The organism is Paenibacillus sp. sgz302115 (assembly GCF_056120445.1).
This window is the reverse complement of record NZ_JBVYOK010000001.1, coordinates 672,089-690,569: the sequence shown is the minus strand read 5'-3', so window position 1 is coordinate 690,569 and position 18,481 is coordinate 672,089. Positions and strand designations below refer to the sequence as shown.

Below are 18,481 nucleotides of genomic sequence, written 5' to 3'. Positions count from 1 at the left end.
AAATATAAGGATAAAGTATAGGGTGAAACTTATACTTTCTTATATTTGAACAAGACGGTTCCTTCACAACTGTGAACAGGACCGTTTTTTCATAAGGCCGGAATGGCCGGCAGCTTGAAAATAAGTCTGCTGGCGTGCGAATGGGGGGGGAGAGCTATGAAGAGAAACGGGGAAGGGCTGCACTTTACGGAGCTGGTGTGGGAGAGCACAGAGCAGAATCTGCCGATTCCGCCCCGGAGTTCCGCTGACGCAGCAATACCCAAATCTCCGGCTGCCGGAGAAAAGAAGAAAGCGCCCGAGGAAACTACGGTACAGCTACAGCTATGGGATATGGAAGAAACGCAGGAGCCAGTGACTACGACGGAGAGTGAGTTTGTTATGCGCGCGCGGGAGCTGGTGGACCGCAAGGAAGCTGCGGCGTTGTTTGTTCCATTTAAAAGCTATTGGCCGACCTATGGACATATGACGGGGGCGCAGAGCCGGTGGTATTTCTTTTGGCGGGACGAGGTTAGGCAGGGCAGGTACCTGAAGACTGATCTTTCGTACATCTTCTTGCATGTTTATGAGCTAATTAATGGTGTGGGCTGGGACGAGCCTGAGGATGGCTACAGACAGCTTAATCTGTTATGGGAGGCGTACCGGGATCAGTATAAACGTCTGGATCAATATCTTGGCGGCTGGATTGCGGATTTTTCGTTTGTGCATCATCTGGAGGTTCCGCTCTCGGGAATTGTTGCCCGTACGCGCGGTCTCGCCGGTGATCTGGCCGAACTGGAATTAATGCGCTGTCTGTCGGCGGCTCCGGAGCAGTTGACGTTCGAAGTGCTGACGGTAATGTCGGACTATGATATCAGCAAATCCAAGTTCTATACCGGTGACGGCAAAACGGCTGCGGAACGTTATATCCCACAGGTGGTTGCTCTGATTGACGCCTATGTGGCGCGGAAGCACGGCTCGAATCTGATCGGGATGTTCCCGCCGGGTCCGGCGGTGTCCAGGGAGCGTTACCTGTTCCGCAGCGCCGTCTATGATATTTCATTATATGGGTATTCAGTGCTTGTGCCTGTGGTGCGGATCAGCAAATCGCCTCCGCTGCGCAGTCTGATTACACGCCTGTTCCGGCTGACTGAGAATAAGCTGCGTGAGCTGCTGGGCTTCCGGGGGAGACTCAAGGACGTTCGGGTCGATGCGGATATGGAGGATTTGGTGTCGCGGTTTCTGAAGCGCGAATTCCGCAAAGCGGAGCAGGAGGAGAAAGGTCCAGCCGTAGTTATCGACCAGAAAAAGCTGGAGCGGCTGCAAAGCGACTCTGAAATCGTGCGTACAATGCTCACGGTAGAGGAGATCACAGAGCTGGAAGACAGACATGAAAAGGAAAATGTTGAAGCCTGGGATAGCGCCGGTTCGTCGGTAGAAGAAACCCTTGAAGCCTCAGAAGCTGTAAGTGAAGACGATGGGGATGCGACAGTCGAGACGCTGGAGCTTGCTGTTCCTGCTGCAGATGAGCTTTTACATAGCCCCGGCGACAGCGACGCTTCGCCATGGGAGCAACTGGCGTCCTCGCTGACTTCCTTGCAACGTGCTGTAGTGCTTGCCCTCGCCGCAGGAGAAGGTTCCACTGCAGTACATAATCTGGCTGCTGCCGGAGGTACCATGCCGGAGCTGCTGTTTGATGAGATCAATGAACTTGCAATGGACCTGCTCGGGGATCTGCTGATCGACGGCGAAGAGCTGAACGAGGAGTATGTGCCAATGCTGCATTACTTAATGGGGTGAAGGATAAATGAATGAACTGAAAATACCGAAACGGATAACAACAGCGCTCGTGAACTCACTGACTGCGGGAGTAGTGCCGCGTATCGGGCTGGAGCATATCGCTGTCGGCCGCCGTCCGGAGGTGGAGGCGATTCTTCGGGATATGGACAATATCGCCGAAGGCGGAGCCGCCTTCAAGCTGATCACCGGCAGATTCGGCAGCGGCAAAAGCTTTTTGCTGCAGATCATCCGCAACTATGCTATGGACCGGGATTTTGTCGTTGCCGATGCCGACCTGTCGCCGGAGCGGCGGCTTGTGGGTACCAAGGGCCAGGGGCTGGCCACCTATCGTGAGCTGATGAGCCACCTGTCAACACGCACACGCCCGGATGGCGGAGCGCTGGAGATTATGCTGCAGAAGTGGATTGTTACGCTTCAGCAGGCCGTTATGCAGGAGAAGGGCTATGGGCCGGACTCCCCGCAGCTTGGAGAAGAGGTCGAACAGAGAATCTACATGGTAGCTTCAGAGATGCGTGGTCTGGTGCACGGGTTTGATTTTGCCAAGGTACTGGCATCCTACTGGAATGGGCATAAGCTTGCGGATGATGATCTGAAGCAGGATTCCCTCCGCTGGCTGCGCGGTGAATTCGCAACCCGCACTGAGGCGCGGAAGGCGCTGGATGTGGGAGTCATTATTGATGATGACAACTGGTACGATTATATGAAGCTATGGGCTGAATTCACCGGTGCAATCGGCTATAAAGGGCTGCTGCTGTTCATTGACGAAGGCGTGAATCTTTATAAGATCACCAACAGCATCTCCCGCCAGAGCAACTACGAGAAGCTGCTAACCATGTTCAATGATACGATGCAGGGCAAAGCGGAGCGGCTGGGCATCTTCATCGGGGGAACGCCGCAGTTCGTGGAAGATGGCCGCCGTGGATTGTTCAGCTATGAAGCTTTACGTTCCCGTCTGGTTGCGGGACGTTACGGCGGAACGGGGCTGAACAATTTCACCGGGCCGATTATTGCCCTGGACATGCTCTCCCATGAGGAGATTCTGGTGCTGCTGCAAAAGCTGCGGGATATTCATGCCCTGCATTACGGCTATGAAGCCAGGCTGACGCAGGAACAGCTGGTGCATTTCATGGAGGAAGCTGTAGGCAGGCTTGGCGCGGATGAGCTGCTAACCGCACGCGAGGTGGTTCGCGATTTCATGGACCTGCTGCATACCCTGCACCAGCATCCGGAGCTTTCGTTCGAGAAGCTCGTAGGCGAGCGTACCCCGAAGCCAGCCGAGACAGAGAGAAACGAACTGGATGGCTTCCTTGCGGAGTTTGACCTATGAGCAGTAATCCGTTCTACAGGCTGGCTCCATTTATTAAAGAGTTCATCTATAAGAACCGCTGGGAGACTTTGCGGGAGGCCCAGGTGGATGCTTGCCGGGTGCTGTTCGATACCCCGCATCACCTGCTTATCGCATCAGGTACGGCTTCGGGCAAAACGGAGGCCGCCTTTTTCCCGGCGCTTACCGAGCTGTATGAACAGCCGTCCGCCTCGGTGGGCATTCTCTATATCGCGCCGCTCAAGGCGCTGATTAATGATCAATTCACACGGCTAAATGATCTGCTGCGTGAAGGCCATATCCCTGTCTGGCATTGGCACGGCGATGTGCCGCAGGCTGACAAGAGTAAGCTGATGCAGAATCCTTCGGGCGTGCTGCAGATCACCCCGGAATCGCTGGAAGGGCTGCTGATGAACCGTCCGAACGCGATTCCGGCGCTGTTCCATGATCTGCGGTTCATCATTATCGACGAGGTGCATGCCTTCATGGGTGCTGACCGCGGCATTCAGGTCCTGAGCCAGCTTGCGCGGATCTCGCGTATGGCCGGCTGTCATCCCCGGCGGATCGGACTCTCCGCTACGCTGAGCGATTACGCCTCCGTGACGGAGTGGCTCGCCGCCGGAACCCGCGAGAGCGTGGAGGTCTCCGCGCCGCAGGGCGGGAGGAAGCTGCGGCTGAGCGTAGAGCATTTTTCCTTCCCGGATGCGCGGGACGAGCAGCAGGCTGAGCATCTGGAGCGGGCAAAGCAAGCTTACCAGGGCTTTATTTATGACCACACGCACCTGAAGAAGGCGCTTATCTTCACCAACAGCCGCTCGGATGCAGAGGAGGCGATTCTGGAGATGCGGCGGCTTGCTGCCAAGCGCGGGGAGCGCGATGTGTTCTACGTGCATCACGGGAGCATCTCCGCGATGCTGCGTGAAGAGACGGAAGCCGCGCTTCGGCAAGGCTCCGGTCCGGCGGTGGCTGCAGCGACGCTGACGCTGGAGCTGGGGATTGACCTCGGCGAGCTGGAGCGGGTGCTGCAGGTAGGCGCGCCATATAGCTGCGCCAGCTTCGTCCAGCGGCTGGGACGCTCAGGCCGGCGGGGCGACGCGGCCTCTGAGATGATCTTCGTCACACCGGAGGAAGAGGACGAGGAGGCGCAGCTTCCGGCGCGGATGCCGTGGACGCTGCTGCGGGCAATCGCGGTTATCGAGCTGTACGTGCGCGAGAAATGGGTGGAGCCGCTGGTAGTAAGACAACTGCCTGTGGGCCTGCTGTACCATCAGACGATGAGTATTCTGAAGAGCATGGGGGAAGCCGAACCGGAGGACCTGAAGGCGGCAGTATTGAGCCTGCCATCCTTTCAGAGCATCGACCCTGCGGATTATGATGCCTTCATGGAATATATGCTTGGCATGGGCCATATTGAGGCTATGGATGAAGGGGGCCTGCTGATTGGCATAGCCGGGGAGAAGATCGTCAATAACTTCCGCTTCTATGCGGTATTTAAAGACGATGAGGAGCATGTGGTCTACAACGGCACGGAGGAGATCGGTTCGATTACTACGGTGCCGCCGCCAGGCTACTGCTTCACGCTGGCGGGCAAGCTGTGGAAGGTGGAAGAGGTGGACAACCGCCACAAGGCAGTGTACGTCAAGGGCTCGCGCGGCAAGGTGGATACCTTGTGGGTTGGCGGAGGCGGGGATGTGCACACACGAATCATGACCAAAATCCGCGAGGTGCTGGGAGCAACCACACTGTACCCTTATTTGGCACCAAGTGCGGCTGCGAGGCTGGAGCGGGCCCGCCGTCTGGCGAAGGAGAGCGGGCTGCTGACACATTCCGTCCTTCCGGCAGGCGGGGACTCCATGTTCATTCTGCCTTGGGCAGGAAGCCGGCAGTTCCTTACGCTGGAGCGCCTGCTCAAAAACAACTTGAAAGACAGGCTGGGCCTGCGTTCTGTTACTCCAATGGAGCCCTATTATATGGTGGTGGCCGGAAAGGCAGATTCGGAGACGCTGGAGGAAGAGATTATGGCCGAAGCAACAGCCGTGTCAGACCCCATAGCTCTGCTGGGACCGGATGAAGCGCCTTACCTGGGCAAATATGATGAATTTATCCCGCATGACCTGCTGCGCAAAGCTTTTTCACTCGACGGACTGGATGTTCCGGGCCTGCTGGGTGTGTTAAGACAATGGCGGAAGAACGAATAAACGCCCTGCACTAAAAAAGGAAGCTGATGCCGATTTCAAAAACCGGTGTCAGCTTCCTTTTTGGTAAGGCACATTCAGTGCTATTGCTCAGCGGGTTAGATGTTGTTGAAGCTATTCCAAGTGTTTATACTGCTTCCATCATTAATGAAAATCACAGCGAGAACGATTATAGCAATTAGAATGGCATAAAGGATCGTGCCAATAATTCCGCAGACCAGTCCGGCAATCGCCATGCCTTTACCTTGCTCATAGCGGGTACGGATCTCTTTTAGGGAAATTGCTGAGAGAATGATGGCAACGATCCCGAATAAGAGGCCGACATATGGTGTTACAACGGCTAGAATACCGAGCACCATAGAGGCAACAGATTTGCCGTTCGTCCGGGCTGGCGGCGGCGGGGCTGGTGGATAATACTCCTGATTTCCAAATGGCGGTGGTTGATAACTCATGTAGTAGCTCCTTTAAAAGTTTTATTAGCTTACGCTTAGTTTTGTGTGTTGGTGCTCTTTTTATTATATCGGCTGCTCTATGTAGTTAATCCAGTGCTCAAGCGTTACAGCAAGCAAAAGTCCGATGGACCCGGCCAGACGAATGGAGGGGATATTGCTGTCCAGGACCTGATATCTTGGAATGTGGCCCCTTTGCAGGATATGAAATAATGCTGTGCAGACCACACGACGTGCCAATCCCTTTCTTCTCCCGGCCTCTGCCGTATGTACGGCGCCAATCTCCCATATCTGATCTTCGTTGCGGAAAACCAGACAGGTGCTCAGCGGAGCATCATCTTCGAAAAGAGATATGGAAAAAGCGCCCTCCTCAAAATAATGTGCGACCTCCTCTCTCGTATAATCATTCGCCGCCCACAGCGGGAGCAGCCGTTCGTCGAGCAGTTCACTCAGCACAGCGCTCTCATCCCTGGCGTAGCTCTGTCCCGGTGCAGAGGTGAAGGAATAGAAGCTGCGGACTTTATGCAGCGGGTAATGCTCGGCCAGTGCGCGGAGGCATTGTTCCTCCTGAAGCTTGAAGACCAGTCTGGCATCCTTGGGCAGCAGCTCAAATAGAGCAGGAAAAACATCCGGGCTGCTATAGTCCATGAGCACAATCTTATCAGCATCAGGATATGCTCTGCGGTCATAAGCAAATGCTCCGGCAGGCAGCAGCAGAAGAATTCCCCAATGTTCGCGCTGCTCAACTAAATAGCTGTCGATCACCTGATGATAAGAGGCCATCATTTTTAGCAGGGTGACATTTTTCAGCGGATGCTTCCGCAGATGCTCCATAATCACTTCTTGATGCCCCAAATATTGTTCACCTCCTACCCTGAGTGAGTGGACCATCACCTGTATTTCTTCAATTTTACTATAAAATTCCGTTTATGACCTCACCTTTATTTACCGGCCTTCAGAAAAGTTGAAAAAGCTGCCTTCCCGTCATGGTGTGACGTTCGTGCAGCCCGCTTGGTCAATTAAGTTTCATTTTTGGTAACTCCATTTAAGCTTGGCACATAATTGGCAGATTTTTGATTCGACGCCATTAGCGGTTCTTCTGTAAAATGAGCCTGATTCCGCTGACTATTTTTCTTATCGGCACGATTATTGGAGCGGTCCTTCTTGGGATCGGCACTATTCTTAGGCATTTCATTCACCTCCATCTCTGGACATAGTATGAGACCCTGGTTTGCATTTTATCCCAGAATCCGATACAGTTCCACACGTTCACCTTACTTAGAACGCTTTCGACACCAGTTATTATCCGTTGACAGATGTTGCTATACTATATGTACAAAATAATGCAAAGCAGGTGACAGTCATGGCGGAAAAAACCAAGATTGCCCAAGTTGTTGCCTACGATCCCGCATGGAAAACGGAATTCGGCAGACTTAAAGCATGGATGCTTGAAATCGTGGGGGATCTTATCATTGCTGCTGAGCATGTGGGCAGTACCTCTGTGGAAGGATTATCAGCCAAACCCATTATTGATATTGATCTTGTGATGGAGAATTATGATGTTTTTCCGGACATTGTGGAAAGGCTGCGGCAATACGGATATGTGCATCAAGGCAATCTCGGCATTGAGGGCAGGGAGGCGTTCAAGCGGGAGCAGGAGGACCAATTCATGAAATACCATCTGTACGTGTGTCCCAAGGACGGCAAGGGTTATTTGGAGCATATCGCCTTCCGTGACTATCTGCGGTCTCATCCAGAGGCGCGGTTGGAGTATGAAGAAGTGAAGAAAAGGCTGGCTGAGCAATTCCGCTATGACATTGACAGCTACTGTAACGGGAAGACTGAGGTTGTCCATTCCATTTTGGAAAAGTCCGGGAAGTGGGGCGGCCATCCGAATAATTAATGATTCTTTAAGGAACGGGAGGTACACTTAATTGTACTTGCAGTGATGTGAATGAAGCTCACTAGAATCGTTCAGAGAGGATCACTTATGAATAGAGTATTGTTAATCGAAGATGAGAAGAATCTGGCCCGGTTCATAGAGCTTGAGCTGCAGCATGAATCATATTCAGTAACACAGGCGCATGATGGGCTAACAGGTCTGAAGCTGGCGGAGGAAGAAGCCTGGGACATGATTTTGCTGGACGTTATGCTGCCTGGGCTAAACGGCATCGAGGTGTGCCGGCGCATACGCAAGGTGAAGATGACACCCGTCATTATGATTACGGCAAGAGACGGCTTATCCGACACTATTAACGGGCTGGACAGCGGTGCCGACGATTATCTCGCCAAACCTTTTGCGATAGAGGAATTGCTGGCCCGGATGAGATCCCTTTTCCGGAGATCAGGTTCCTTGAATGACGCCCAACTGTTAGTGTGCCAGGATATTAAGCTGGATGCTCTCGGCCGGACCTTAACCAAGGATGGGGTGCCTGTTGAACTCACGAAACGTGAATTTGATATCCTCTTGGTGCTGATGCAGAACATGGGGCGGGTGATGACACGCGAGATGCTGCTGGAGTCGGTATGGGGCTATGAATCGGATGTGGATATGAAGGTCGTCGATGTGTACATCAGCTATTTAAGAGGCAAAATTGATTCACTGGGCCAGCCCAGCATCGTGCAGACCTTGCGCGGCCTGGGATACGTGATCCGCAAATGAGCAGAATCTCCTTGCTGTTCTCGAAGCTCTCTATCCGGTGGAAGCTGGCCATCTGGGCCTCTGTACTGCTCTGTTTGCTTTTTTTGGGGTACAACGGTGTGCAGTATTTTGTAATTAACCGCTGGATGTTCCACCAGGAGGAAACCTCCATCACCAAGAATATGGGGGAGATTCAAGGATATCTAAAAACAGAGGATGGAAAGGACAACTGGATCGCGAGCAGCCATGCTTTTATTGAAAGCATCAATGTGAGCCACCAAATGGTTCGCATTCTGGATTCTCAGGGCAATCCGGTGTTGACTGTTTCTGATCAGCTTCCAGAGGCTTGGGTCAAGCCGCAGGTTTCCGGCACGACTACAATGGAGAGCGTATGGCATGAGGAGGAGCATCTGCTGCTGATCAGAAGTCCGCTGCATATGTCACAGTTCACCGGCACGATTGAAATTGTGAATAACCTGGAGAACTCTGACAAGCTAAGCGACGTGCTGCTGGCTGTTATGCTCGCCGGTTGGATCGGGGCTATTGTGCTTAGCGGATTGGGCGGGGTTTTTCTGTCCCGGCAGCTCCTGCGGCCGATTCAATCCTTAAGCGACACCATGATCAGCATTAAGCAAAAAGGGCTTCAGGAACGGGTAAGCATCTCGGGCAGCAACGATGAGCTGGCACAGCTCGCAAAAGTATTCAATGATCTGATGGACCAGTTGGAGAGATCCTTCTATAACCAGAAGCAATTCGTTGAGGACGCCTCCCATGAACTGCGGACGCCGATATCCATCATCGAAGGGCATATTTCGCTGCTTAACCGCTGGGGCAAGCACGATCCGCAGATTCTGGAGGAGTCGCTGAATGTGTCGGTTCAGGAGCTGGGCCGGTTAAAAGGAATCGTCAACGAGCTGCTGGAGCTTACGCGGGCTGAAGAAGAGATTAAAGAGAAGCGTGATTTTCCTTGTCTCGTAATGGATACCGTCCAGTACACCCTGCGGAATTTCTCCCTGCTGCATGCCGATTTTAAGTTTAGCCAAAGCCTGGATGCGCTTGCCGGTGTGATCATCAAAATTGTACCGAATCACCTGGAACAGATATTGCTCATTCTGCTGGATAATGCCGTAAAGTATTCGGGGACCGTGCGGGCCATTACGGTAAACGGAGCCCTGCATTCGAACAAGGTTCAGATCAGTGTGGAGGACCGGGGAATCGGGATACCTCAGGAGGATTTGCCATTTGTATTCCAGCGCTTTTACCGTGTCGATAAATCAAGGAGCCGTGAACAGGGAGGAAGCGGCCTGGGACTTGCAATTGCCGAACGATTGGTCAAAAGATACGGCGGTGAGATTACGGTCTTCAGCACACCAGGCCTCGGCACCACCGTAAACCTTTCTTTCCCGATAAACCCAATGTAGCCGTTTCCGGTATGGTCCATTTCTATTCCTGCCGCAGAAGCGTCCGGTATTCACTGGGCGACATGCCGCAGAATTTGCGGAACTGCCTGGAGAAATACAGCGCATCGTTGAAGCCCACCGATGAAGCCACCTGATCAATCGTAAGTGTGCCGCTTAGCAGCCCCTTGGCTTTGTCCATCCGGGTCTTGAGCAGATATTGCTTCGGGGATAGGCCGGTCTTCTGCTTGAAAGCCTTGGACAAATGCGCCCGGTGGTAGCCGAGCGTGGACGCCATATGATCAATGCTGATTTGCTGATGGAACTGCAGCGAGATCCAGCGGATGGCCTGATCAATCTGCCGGTCGATAATCTCCGGCATTTCTGCTGGCCTTGCAGGCAGCAGGTCAAGATTGTCCTGCCCGAAATGATGCAGCAGCAGCCTTGCCCAGCCGGAAGCCTCCAGGCTCTCAAGCTGCGGGTAAGCGGACTGCTGGAAGCACAGCCGGATGCGTTCGTACAAGCTGTGAAGGCTGACGGTACTCTCCGAATGCAGCAGCGGCTGATCCTTCGTAATGCCGATGCCGGCGAGCAGCGTGGATACCGCTGTACCTTGCAGCGCTACCCAGGCATAATGCCAAGGGTTGTGCTGATCCGCCTGATAGCTGAACAGTGAGCCGGGGAAGATAACAAAGGTGTCCCCGCTGCGGCACTGGTGAGAGACGGTGCTGCTCTGAAAGCAGCCTTCTCCATCCAGAACGGTATGGATCAGATAATAATCATGTACGGACGGTCCAATTTTATGGCCGGGATAAGGAAGGCCTTCTCCGCTGAACAGGACGGCAAAGTCCTGCTCTTCCGGGAGCAGGTTGAAGCCGGCTGTAAATTGATAGTGCTCAGGAATCATGGACTCGCCTCCTTTTTTGCTTATGGGAACACACTATTGTCAGGCTACATCAGGCCTGCCCTAAATGCAACATTCTTTCACTTAACATCTAGTGAAGCTCCGCAGGTTTATAGTATGCTAGCCATATAAGGGAGGAGAGGAAATCTATGGTGAAACAACTGATTGTAGGAGACGTCATGCATGAGCTGGCCGCTACGCGCCGAATCCTGGAGCGCTTACCCGAGGAGCATATGACGTGGAAGCCACACGTGAAATCGATGACGCTCAGCGGGCTGTCCACGCATCTGATCAACCTGCTGAACTGGCAAATTGCAATTTTTCTTTACCCGGAATTCGATCTTTCGACCGTGCCGTTTCGGCGGGAACCTTTGGAAAGACGCGAAGACGTGCTTGAGGAATTCGACACGAACGTCGCCAAGCTTGAAAAGCTATTAGCCGAATGCGACGTAGAATCGCTCGGCGAGGAATGGACCTTGCGGAACGGCGACCATATCATCCTGCGCCAGCCGCGGGCGATCGCGCTTCGCACCTTCGGAATAAGCCACATGGTCCACCACCGGGCACAACTCGGGGTGTATTTACGGCTGCTCGATATTCCGGTGCCGGGCCCTTACGGTCCCTCGGCCGACGAGCAAGGCAAATGAACTAAGCCGCGCTCCGAATACGCACGATGCCCTGCAGAGATGCAGGGCTTTTTTTGTTGATTAGCCATAAACATAAACATTTGCCACTACAGTGGTCATCCAATTGTCCATGAACGATTGTGTTCAAGTGTGTGTTCGTCCAAGCCGCTAAGCTTATAGTGCATACACATATAGATATAATTTGCGGAAGCTGCCGGGGTCAATCCGGCGCTTACACACGGAGGTGAGCTTCGGTGATTGTTAAGAAAAGTGTACTATCTCCCGGAACCCCGTTTGCCACACCCTATTATGTAGTCAATAGCTTGCAGCCCGGACCGGTCTTTATGGTGGTCTCCGGCATTCATGGAAACGAGCGGGCCAGTATCCGTGCTGCCAAAAATTTAGCCGGAAGCTTCACACGCAAGGAGCTGCTTCTCCGCAAGGGCAAGCTGATCATCGTCCCTCTGGTGAATCAGAAAGCATACAGCAAGCATATACGAGGCGTGCCGGATCTCAACCGCACCTTTCCGCGAAACGCTAAGGCCCGTGCCAGCCATCCGCTTGCCGCAGCTTTAGTTGAGCTTGCACGGCGCTATCATCCTTCGTGGTACCTCGACCTGCATGAGGCAAACGGACTGTCGCAAAAAAACCGCAAGCGGGTGGGGCAGACCCTGATGATCAGCCCGGGAAGCAAGGCAGCCCCTGTAGCGCGGCAAATTGTTAAGCGGATGAATGAGTCTATTTCTGTTCCTGCGTATCATTTCAATATTCACCTGCGCGAGCGTTCAGGGACATCCCGGATGGCGATGCAGCGCATGTTTGGCGCGAGAGCAATCACCGTAGAGACCTGCTGGAGTCTGAGCTTCCCGCTGCGGGTCCGGTATCAGACGGAGATTGTCGGCCTTTTCTTGAGAGCGGCGGAATTGACACGCTAGAGTCAGGGCCGCTAACGGGCGGAATAGTTCAAGAACATTCGCGGTGAACCCTACCTTAAGGGACGGCGAAATTTTTAGTGTTTAATCCACGTAACAAAACGAGTTCTCATACAACTCATATACAGTGAGCAGCTGCTCCGCAAGGCTTTTCTCAGCATTTTTAATCCATTTATTAAATGCCATGTGAAAAATTTCAACCGTAAACCGCGCGGCAAGCTCCGACAAATCGCTATCATATGTGGCAGATAACGAGTTTGTGACAGACGCAATGAGCACCTGCCCCTTCAACAGCTCCCGTTCCTGCAGATCAGGGTTGCTTTGAATAATTTGATTCCGCGCTAGCACCCTCTCCCGCGAGTTATCGAAAAACCCGGAAATCGATACAAAACCTTCAACCGCAAGCTTCAGCGGTTTTTTCTCTACGTCAAAATTGTCCGTGATAAAAGCCGCGACCCCCTGTCCCAGCTCATTGTTCGTGTCAAAAAGCACGTCCGACTTGTCCTTGAACTGCCGGAAAAAGGTTCGCTCCGTCACACCCGCAAGACTCGCAATCTCCTGTACAGTCGTGTTTTCATAGCCTTTTTCCATAAATAATTTGGTGGCCGCCGCCTGTAATTTTTCTTTGCTTTTCATTTTTTATCATTCCTATTTATGTGATTGATGGAAGAAGATAGAAAGGTCAGTTTCTGACATTTTTTCTTGACAATAAAAATCCTGCAGGTATACAATGATTTCAAATGTCAGTTTGTGACACTATTTTATCAAAAAGAAGGAGAATACACAATGAAAATCACAGTACTCGGCTCACTTGGCAATATTAATCGTTACTATCTTCCACGTCTCATCGCTGATGGGCACGACGTCACGGTCATCACAAGCTCCAGTGATCGTATCGCTGACATCGAAGCCCTCGGGGCCAAATCAGCAGTCGGCTCAAACCGGGACGTCGACTTCCTTACCCGGGCTTTCACAGGCAGCGACGTAGTTTATCTCATGATTTCAGGCATCAATCCAGCCTCCGGTATAGACATGTGGCAGAGCGCAATCGAGCTCTCAGAGAATTATAAGACCGCCGTGCAAAATTCGGGCGTGAAAAACGTCGTCAACCTCAGCTCAGTCGGTGCCGACAACCCTAACGCCGGCATCCTTTACATCTATCATTTTGCAGAAGACGCGCTTAACTCGCTTGAAGGCGTGAACGTTGCTCATATTCGTCCTGTCGGCTTTTACAGCAATCTTTTTGCCGACATGCAAAGCCTCAAAACGATGCAAACCCTCTTTAGTCCAGTTTCGGCTAATATCGCGCACGGTTGGGTCAGTCCCATTGATATTGCGGACGTCGCTTACGCCCTGATTGACCACACCCCAGCGGGCAAAAGCGCGAAATTCGTCGTTAGCGACTGGGCCACAGGCAAAGACTGGCTTAAGGCTCTTGCCGAGAATGGTATCGAAGCCAAATACCAACAAATCCCTTTCGAAGCCCTCGTTGAAAATATGATAAAACTAGGCTTCTACGAAGACACCGCTAACCGCTTCGCCCAAATGAGCCGCGCTGGTGAGAGCCCCGATGAATTTTACGCCAGTCTCCGCGCCACCGACTACCACCTAGGCAAAGTCAAGCTCGTAGACTTCGCGAAAGTTTTTGCTGCTGCATACAAGGGGAGAGACAATGAACGAAACACGTACGGATATTGAAAACAGAGTATTTTTAATTTCAGGGGGAACATCCGGAGTAGGAAAAGCAATCGCAACGGGACTAGCTAAACTTGGCGCCAAGGTCGTGATCATCAGCAGAAGTGCGGAGCGTGGACAAGCTGCATTAAAGGAAATTTCGGAAGCCACAGGCAACAGCAGGGGAGATTGGGTGGCGGCGGACCTTTCGCTACAGTCATCGATCCGGGAAGTCAGCGATGTGATCAAGCGGAAGTACGATCAATTGCATGTGCTTGTTAATGCTTGTGGTGCAATCTATTTTAAGAAGGAATTGACGGCTGAGGGGATTGATCGTACGTTCGCGGTCAATGTGCTTAGCCATTATCTGCTGACTAACCGGCTGCTCGACATCCTCAAGGAAAGCGGACCTGCACGCGTCATCACAGTGTCGGGTAACCCTAGATTTTTTAAGAATCCCGTCATTAACTTCGATGATATTCAAATGGAGCGCCAGTATAGCGGGATGAGTGCAGCCAACCAGTCGCTGTTCGCCAAGACGCTGTTTGCTTTCGAATTGGCAAAACGTTTGGAAGGAACGGGAGTGACCTCCAACGCTTTTTATCCGGGGTTTGTGAAATCCAATCTTTCGAGGAACGCGCCTTGGTATTTAAGGGCCGCTGCACCTCTCATGAACGCATGGGTCAAAGCAGAATGCGAGATCGGGGTTTATCTGGCATTCGCAAAAGAAATAGAGCGCTCAAATGGCGTGTTCTTCGATGATAAGAAGCAGATCGTACCGATTCACACCAGGTTTGATGATGGAGCGGGCAACAAACTGTGGAGCTTGTGCGAAGGGCTGACAAGTTACTGACCGAGCCGCTTGTCTAGCTATTGAGAATGCTTTGTCAATAACGGAGTGATATCGAGCAAAGGCCATCCCGCAAAAGGATGGCCTTAAAACTTGCATTTACAGACAAAGCGGAGAACCATATCCAGAGTCAGTCTACAACATACTTTATTTTCTTTTGACAGCAAATACACTCCCGTAGCTTCCTTTATAGACCGGGCTGCCGAAGGCTTTTACCCATTCCTGGTAGAGCTTGCCGGAGCTTCCATCTTTGACGAAGATATAGTCGGGATGATCGGCTTTCACAATGTCCGGGAGATACTCTGAGAAGCCGTACATCGAGCGTTCAAACGCAGTCCAGCCCATTGCACCTATGGATGCCTTAGTGATAAAAGGGTCCTGTCTGCCGTCACAGAGCACATCTCCTCCGCGAAACATTACATACCCTGACGAACCATAGCTCGAGAGGACCCTCGGTCTTGTGCCTTGGGCGGTATGCTTCAGAACATAATCCATTTCATCCACGGGATAAGCCCTCGCGTCGATTACCGGCGGCACAGCAAAGATATAGCCGATATTAAAAAGCAGACCGGCAGCCAGCGCAAGCATCAGCAGCCTGCGGCTGAACCGGAAGGTGGTGTTGCGGAGATATGGAATCGCTTCGAAAAAGGCGCCGGCAAAATAAGGGATGAACAGCCACATGAACAGATTCTGTTTGAAATTGGACACGCCCAGATACAGAATGCCGGTCATGAGGAAGAAGCGGAACGGTTTCTTTTGCAGGGAAAAGGGCAAGGTTACGGCAAAAAACAGCAGCAGCAGCAGAATCGGCAAGTTCTCCAGACGGCTGTACTGGATGGGCTGCCATTCATTGATCAGCATGTTGAAGTTCTTATGGGTCACGGTAAAGATAAACAGCAGGCTTTTTAGTCCACCCGGATTGAGAAGACCGGAGAGCCACACCAGAATAAACACAGCAGCCCGCCGCCACGTAAGCTTCCGCTCCAGCAGCGATTCCAGCGCAGCCATACCTGTGAATACCGCAATCACCAGCCATACGCCAGTGTGAATATTCGCTACAGCGCAGGAGAGCAGGATCATTGCCGCAGCATACTTAAGGTTTGTCTTAAGCTGGAACTCGCGCAAATACACGAAGAACCATACGATCATCCAGGAGGAGATCATCTGCGGTCTGCCTTTGAAATAGTTGTAGTAGATCCAGCTTGTGATCAGCAGTACGAAGGGAAGCAGCAGCGGGTGCTCTTCCGTCATGCCCAGCTCTTTGCGGGAAATGCGGCCCAGCCGGAGCAGACCCATCACCAGAAGGAAAAGACATAACGCGGTCAGCAGATATACCCCCGGCCATCCGAATTTCTGATACAAGGGAGCTAATATTATCTGAAAGCCGAATTCATGCGGGATATAAGGCAGCTTGTCTCCATAAAAGGTATGGATGGCGTGATGCAGAACGGTCCCGTGGGCAATCATATAGCGGCCGAGCTCAATATGCCAGAAGGTGTCCGGGTCATTGTAAGAGTATTTAGGCATCATAAGTGCAACGACAACGAATATCAGCACCCCATAGCCCAGCTTGAACCATTTTGTTCGCATTGGAATGAATAAACCCCTTTTTCCACCTATTATATCTCTGCATTGTTAATGAACGGTAAAATAAAAAATCCTCATGATTACCTTTTCCCAATAAGTCCTCCCGTAATACGTGTCCATCTGCCCCTTTTGCACAAAAGCATAGCCTTGACAATGGCTGGAATGGTGTATATATTACATATATACAATAAATACATTAATCACAAAAGGTGCTGGTGCCGCAACATGAACATATTGATATCGAGTACCTCCGGCGAGCCGATTTATGCCCAGATTGTAAGGCAGGTCCGTCAAATGGTTTTACAGGGGGAGCTGGTCTCCGGCACACCGCTGCCATCCATCCGTCTGCTGGCCAAAGAGCTGCAGATCAGTGTCATCACTACCAAACGCGCATACGAGGAGCTGGAGCGGGAAGGGCTGATCAACTCTATCGTCGGCAAGGGATCTTTTGTATCCGGGGCGGATCAGGAGTTCATCCGGGAGCAGCGGCTGCGGATTATGGAGAGTAAGCTGAAAGAGATTATTGAAGAGAGCAGGCTTTTGGGAATGGAATACGATGAGCTTGCGGAAATGCTGAAACTGCTCTATGAGGAGGAACAAGAATGAGTGAAGTCATCAGATTGAACAACTTAACCAAAAGCTATGACCGCTTTGAATTGCGGGATATTACACTCGGGATTAAGGAGGGGTATATCACGGGGCTGATCGGCCCGAACGGAGCGGGTAAAACAAGTCTGATTAAAATGATGATGTCGATGGTCTACCCTGACCAGGGTGAAATTGAGCTGTTCGGGCAGAATCACCTGCGGCATCAGGCGGCGATTAAAGAACGGATCGGCTATGTATCGGATGAGAATATCTATTATGAGAATCTCACCGTCAAGCAGATGAAGCGGGTCGTTGCCCCGTTCTACAGTCATTGGGATGAGCATACATACCAGAAATACCAGGAGCTGTTCAAGCTTCCGCCCGGCAAGAAGATCAAGGATTTGTCCAAAGGGATGAAAATCAAATTCTCGCTCGCGGTTGCCCTGTCGCATAATGCAGATCTGCTGATTATGGATGAGCCGACGTCGGGACTGGACCCCATCTTCCGCAGGGAACTGCTGGAGCTGCTCAGTGAGCACATTCAGGATGAGAAGAAGTCGATTTTGTTCTCCACCCATAACACTACCGATCTGGACCGGATTGCGGATTATATTGTTTTCATCAATGACGGGCGGATTATTTTCAACGAGATGAAAGAGACGCTGGCGGAGAAGTATCTGCTGGTGAGAGGCGGGAAGGAGCTGCTTGACCGGGATGTCCGGCGCTGGTTCATCGGCATCCGCGAGAGCGGACTGGGCTTTGAAGGACTGATCGGCAACCGGGCGGAGGGAGAACGTTATTTCAAGGATACCGCAATTTGCGAAACTCCGACGCTGGAGGAAATAATGTATTTTACCGTAAAAGGAAGTGAAGCCCGTGTATAGCTCGCTGCACTTGATCCGCAAGGATTTCATCCTGCTGCGCAAGTTTATGCTGCTGATGATTCCCTACTTTGTGATAATGGCTTATACGAATATTGATTACTACACGATGTTTGGGCTGTTTCCATCCATGCTGCTGATGATGAACGTTTGCACCTTGGATGTGCAGCATAATAATCAACGGTTTCTGGTCAGTCTTCCACTTCGCAGGCAGCAATTGGTGCTGGCAAAATATTTGGCGATGCTGCCCTATTGCTTGTTTAGCCTAATCTGCACTCTGTTATTGTATTATGTTGCCTTCTTCGTAGGCTGGACATCACAGCCCGTAGCCTGGAGAGAATTGTTCTTGGTCATCGCGACTTTTCCATTGCTTGCAGCCATTTATTTGCCACTCTACTATTGGCTGGGACAAAAAGGAATGCCAATCGTCAATGTCATTTTTATGCTAATGATAATGATCAATGTCACCGGCTTATCCAGCTTGAAAGACCGCTTTCCGGCGCTTTCTGAGTGGCTGGCTACTGGAAATACAGACAACATGCTTATACCGGTTATTGCCGGCTTAGGTTATGTAATCATCCTGTATTGTTCTTATCTGATTTCGCTGCGGATTTTCATTAAGAAGGACGTATAAACTCATAAATCTCCAGAAGTGGC

At 51.7% G+C, this 18,481-nt stretch carries 19 protein-coding genes; 13 read left to right on the top strand and 6 right to left on the bottom strand.

Going from position 1 to position 18,481, the window contains the following annotated elements; translation table 11 throughout:
* Positions 1-156 precede the first annotated feature (156 nt).
* The 3 genes from AC0LWN_RS03100 to AC0LWN_RS03090 are packed head-to-tail and all read left to right on the top strand — an operon-like array spanning position 157 to position 5,298.
* Positions 157-1,776, top strand: coding sequence for a TerB N-terminal domain-containing protein (locus tag AC0LWN_RS03100; protein WP_474663162.1), 1,620 nt, complete (start codon positions 157-159; stop codon positions 1,774-1,776).
* A gap of 7 nt (positions 1,777-1,783) precedes the next feature.
* Positions 1,784-3,103 carry an ATP-binding protein gene (locus AC0LWN_RS03095; protein ID WP_474663161.1) on the top strand — a complete coding sequence of 440 codons (1,320 nt, stop codon included), beginning with the start codon at positions 1,784-1,786 and terminating at the stop codon, positions 3,101-3,103.
* Complete coding sequence (locus AC0LWN_RS03090; RefSeq protein WP_474663160.1) at positions 3,100-5,298, top strand: DEAD/DEAH box helicase; 2,199 nt, start codon at positions 3,100-3,102, stop codon at positions 5,296-5,298. Before AC0LWN_RS03095 ends, AC0LWN_RS03090 begins: the two co-directional genes overlap by 4 nt.
* Before the next feature lie 95 nt (positions 5,299-5,393).
* Here the strand turns inward: AC0LWN_RS03090 and AC0LWN_RS03085 are convergent, their stop codons facing one another.
* The 3 genes from AC0LWN_RS03085 to AC0LWN_RS03075 form a co-directional block, all read right to left on the bottom strand.
* Positions 5,394-5,747: a DUF4190 domain-containing protein gene (locus tag AC0LWN_RS03085; protein WP_458962311.1), complete on the bottom strand. Its 354-nt coding sequence runs from the start codon at positions 5,745-5,747 to the stop codon at positions 5,394-5,396.
* 63 nt (positions 5,748-5,810) lie between these two features.
* On the bottom strand, positions 5,811-6,599 hold the full coding sequence (locus AC0LWN_RS03080; RefSeq protein WP_474663159.1) for a GNAT family N-acetyltransferase: 789 nt from the start codon (positions 6,597-6,599) through the stop codon (positions 5,811-5,813).
* 164 nt (positions 6,600-6,763) lie between these two features.
* A complete protein-coding gene (locus AC0LWN_RS03075) occupies positions 6,764-6,934 on the bottom strand; it encodes a hypothetical protein (RefSeq protein WP_458962309.1) in 171 nt (56 codons plus the stop codon).
* A gap of 173 nt (positions 6,935-7,107) precedes the next feature.
* Here AC0LWN_RS03075 and AC0LWN_RS03070 point away from each other — a divergent pair, with 173 nt between their 5' ends.
* From AC0LWN_RS03070 to AC0LWN_RS03060, 3 genes are all read left to right on the top strand, one after another.
* The gene (locus AC0LWN_RS03070; protein WP_474663158.1) at positions 7,108-7,647 is read left to right on the top strand and encodes a GrpB family protein; all 540 of its coding nucleotides are present in this window, start codon (positions 7,108-7,110) and stop codon (positions 7,645-7,647) included.
* An 87-nt stretch (positions 7,648-7,734) separates the two neighbouring features.
* Positions 7,735-8,406, top strand: a complete 672-nt coding sequence (locus tag AC0LWN_RS03065) for a response regulator transcription factor (RefSeq protein ID WP_474663157.1) — start codon at positions 7,735-7,737, stop codon at positions 8,404-8,406.
* Positions 8,403-9,806 (top strand): HAMP domain-containing sensor histidine kinase, encoded by a 1,404-nt coding sequence (locus AC0LWN_RS03060; protein WP_474663156.1) that lies wholly within the window; start codon positions 8,403-8,405, stop codon positions 9,804-9,806. Before AC0LWN_RS03065 ends, AC0LWN_RS03060 begins: the two co-directional genes overlap by 4 nt.
* A gap of 22 nt (positions 9,807-9,828) precedes the next feature.
* Here AC0LWN_RS03060 and AC0LWN_RS03055 read toward each other — a convergent pair whose 3' ends face one another.
* Positions 9,829-10,689 carry an AraC family transcriptional regulator gene (locus AC0LWN_RS03055; RefSeq protein ID WP_474663155.1) on the bottom strand — a complete coding sequence of 287 codons (861 nt, stop codon included), beginning with the start codon at positions 10,687-10,689 and terminating at the stop codon, positions 9,829-9,831.
* A 146-nt stretch (positions 10,690-10,835) separates the two neighbouring features.
* On the opposite strand from AC0LWN_RS03055, the gene AC0LWN_RS03050 reads away from it, so the two are divergent.
* A complete protein-coding gene (locus AC0LWN_RS03050; RefSeq protein ID WP_474663154.1) occupies positions 10,836-11,333 on the top strand; it encodes a DinB family protein in 498 nt (165 codons plus the stop codon).
* A gap of 233 nt (positions 11,334-11,566) precedes the next feature.
* A complete protein-coding gene (locus tag AC0LWN_RS03045; RefSeq protein WP_474663153.1) occupies positions 11,567-12,247 on the top strand; it encodes a succinylglutamate desuccinylase/aspartoacylase family protein in 681 nt (226 codons plus the stop codon).
* 81 nt (positions 12,248-12,328) lie between these two features.
* Here AC0LWN_RS03045 and AC0LWN_RS03040 read toward each other — a convergent pair whose 3' ends face one another.
* Positions 12,329-12,880: a TetR/AcrR family transcriptional regulator gene (locus AC0LWN_RS03040; protein ID WP_474663152.1), complete on the bottom strand. Its 552-nt coding sequence runs from the start codon at positions 12,878-12,880 to the stop codon at positions 12,329-12,331.
* A 150-nt stretch (positions 12,881-13,030) separates the two neighbouring features.
* Here AC0LWN_RS03040 and AC0LWN_RS03035 point away from each other — a divergent pair, with 150 nt between their 5' ends.
* A complete protein-coding gene (locus AC0LWN_RS03035; protein WP_474663151.1) occupies positions 13,031-13,942 on the top strand; it encodes an NAD(P)H-binding protein in 912 nt (303 codons plus the stop codon).
* A complete protein-coding gene (locus AC0LWN_RS03030; protein ID WP_474663150.1) occupies positions 13,917-14,771 on the top strand; it encodes an SDR family NAD(P)-dependent oxidoreductase in 855 nt (284 codons plus the stop codon). Before AC0LWN_RS03035 ends, AC0LWN_RS03030 begins: the two co-directional genes overlap by 26 nt.
* Positions 14,772-14,915: 144 nt before the next feature.
* On the opposite strand, the gene AC0LWN_RS03025 is transcribed toward AC0LWN_RS03030, so the two are convergent.
* Positions 14,916-16,358, bottom strand: a complete 1,443-nt coding sequence (locus AC0LWN_RS03025; RefSeq protein WP_474663149.1) for a hypothetical protein — start codon at positions 16,356-16,358, stop codon at positions 14,916-14,918.
* 222 nt (positions 16,359-16,580) lie between these two features.
* Between AC0LWN_RS03025 and AC0LWN_RS03020 the strand changes: the two genes are divergently transcribed.
* Genes AC0LWN_RS03020 through AC0LWN_RS03010 form a run of 3 tightly spaced genes read left to right on the top strand, consistent with a single transcriptional unit; the run spans position 16,581 to position 18,458 of the window.
* Entirely contained in the window at positions 16,581-16,961 is a 381-nt protein-coding gene (locus tag AC0LWN_RS03020) for a GntR family transcriptional regulator (protein ID WP_474663148.1), read from the top strand.
* Complete coding sequence (locus AC0LWN_RS03015) at positions 16,958-17,827, top strand: ABC transporter ATP-binding protein (RefSeq protein WP_474663147.1); 870 nt, start codon at positions 16,958-16,960, stop codon at positions 17,825-17,827. The genes AC0LWN_RS03020 and AC0LWN_RS03015 overlap by 4 nt, the downstream gene beginning before the upstream one ends.
* The gene (locus tag AC0LWN_RS03010) at positions 17,820-18,458 is read left to right on the top strand and encodes an ABC-2 transporter permease (RefSeq protein ID WP_474663146.1); all 639 of its coding nucleotides are present in this window, start codon (positions 17,820-17,822) and stop codon (positions 18,456-18,458) included. Before AC0LWN_RS03015 ends, AC0LWN_RS03010 begins: the two co-directional genes overlap by 8 nt.
* Positions 18,459-18,481 lie beyond the last annotated feature (23 nt).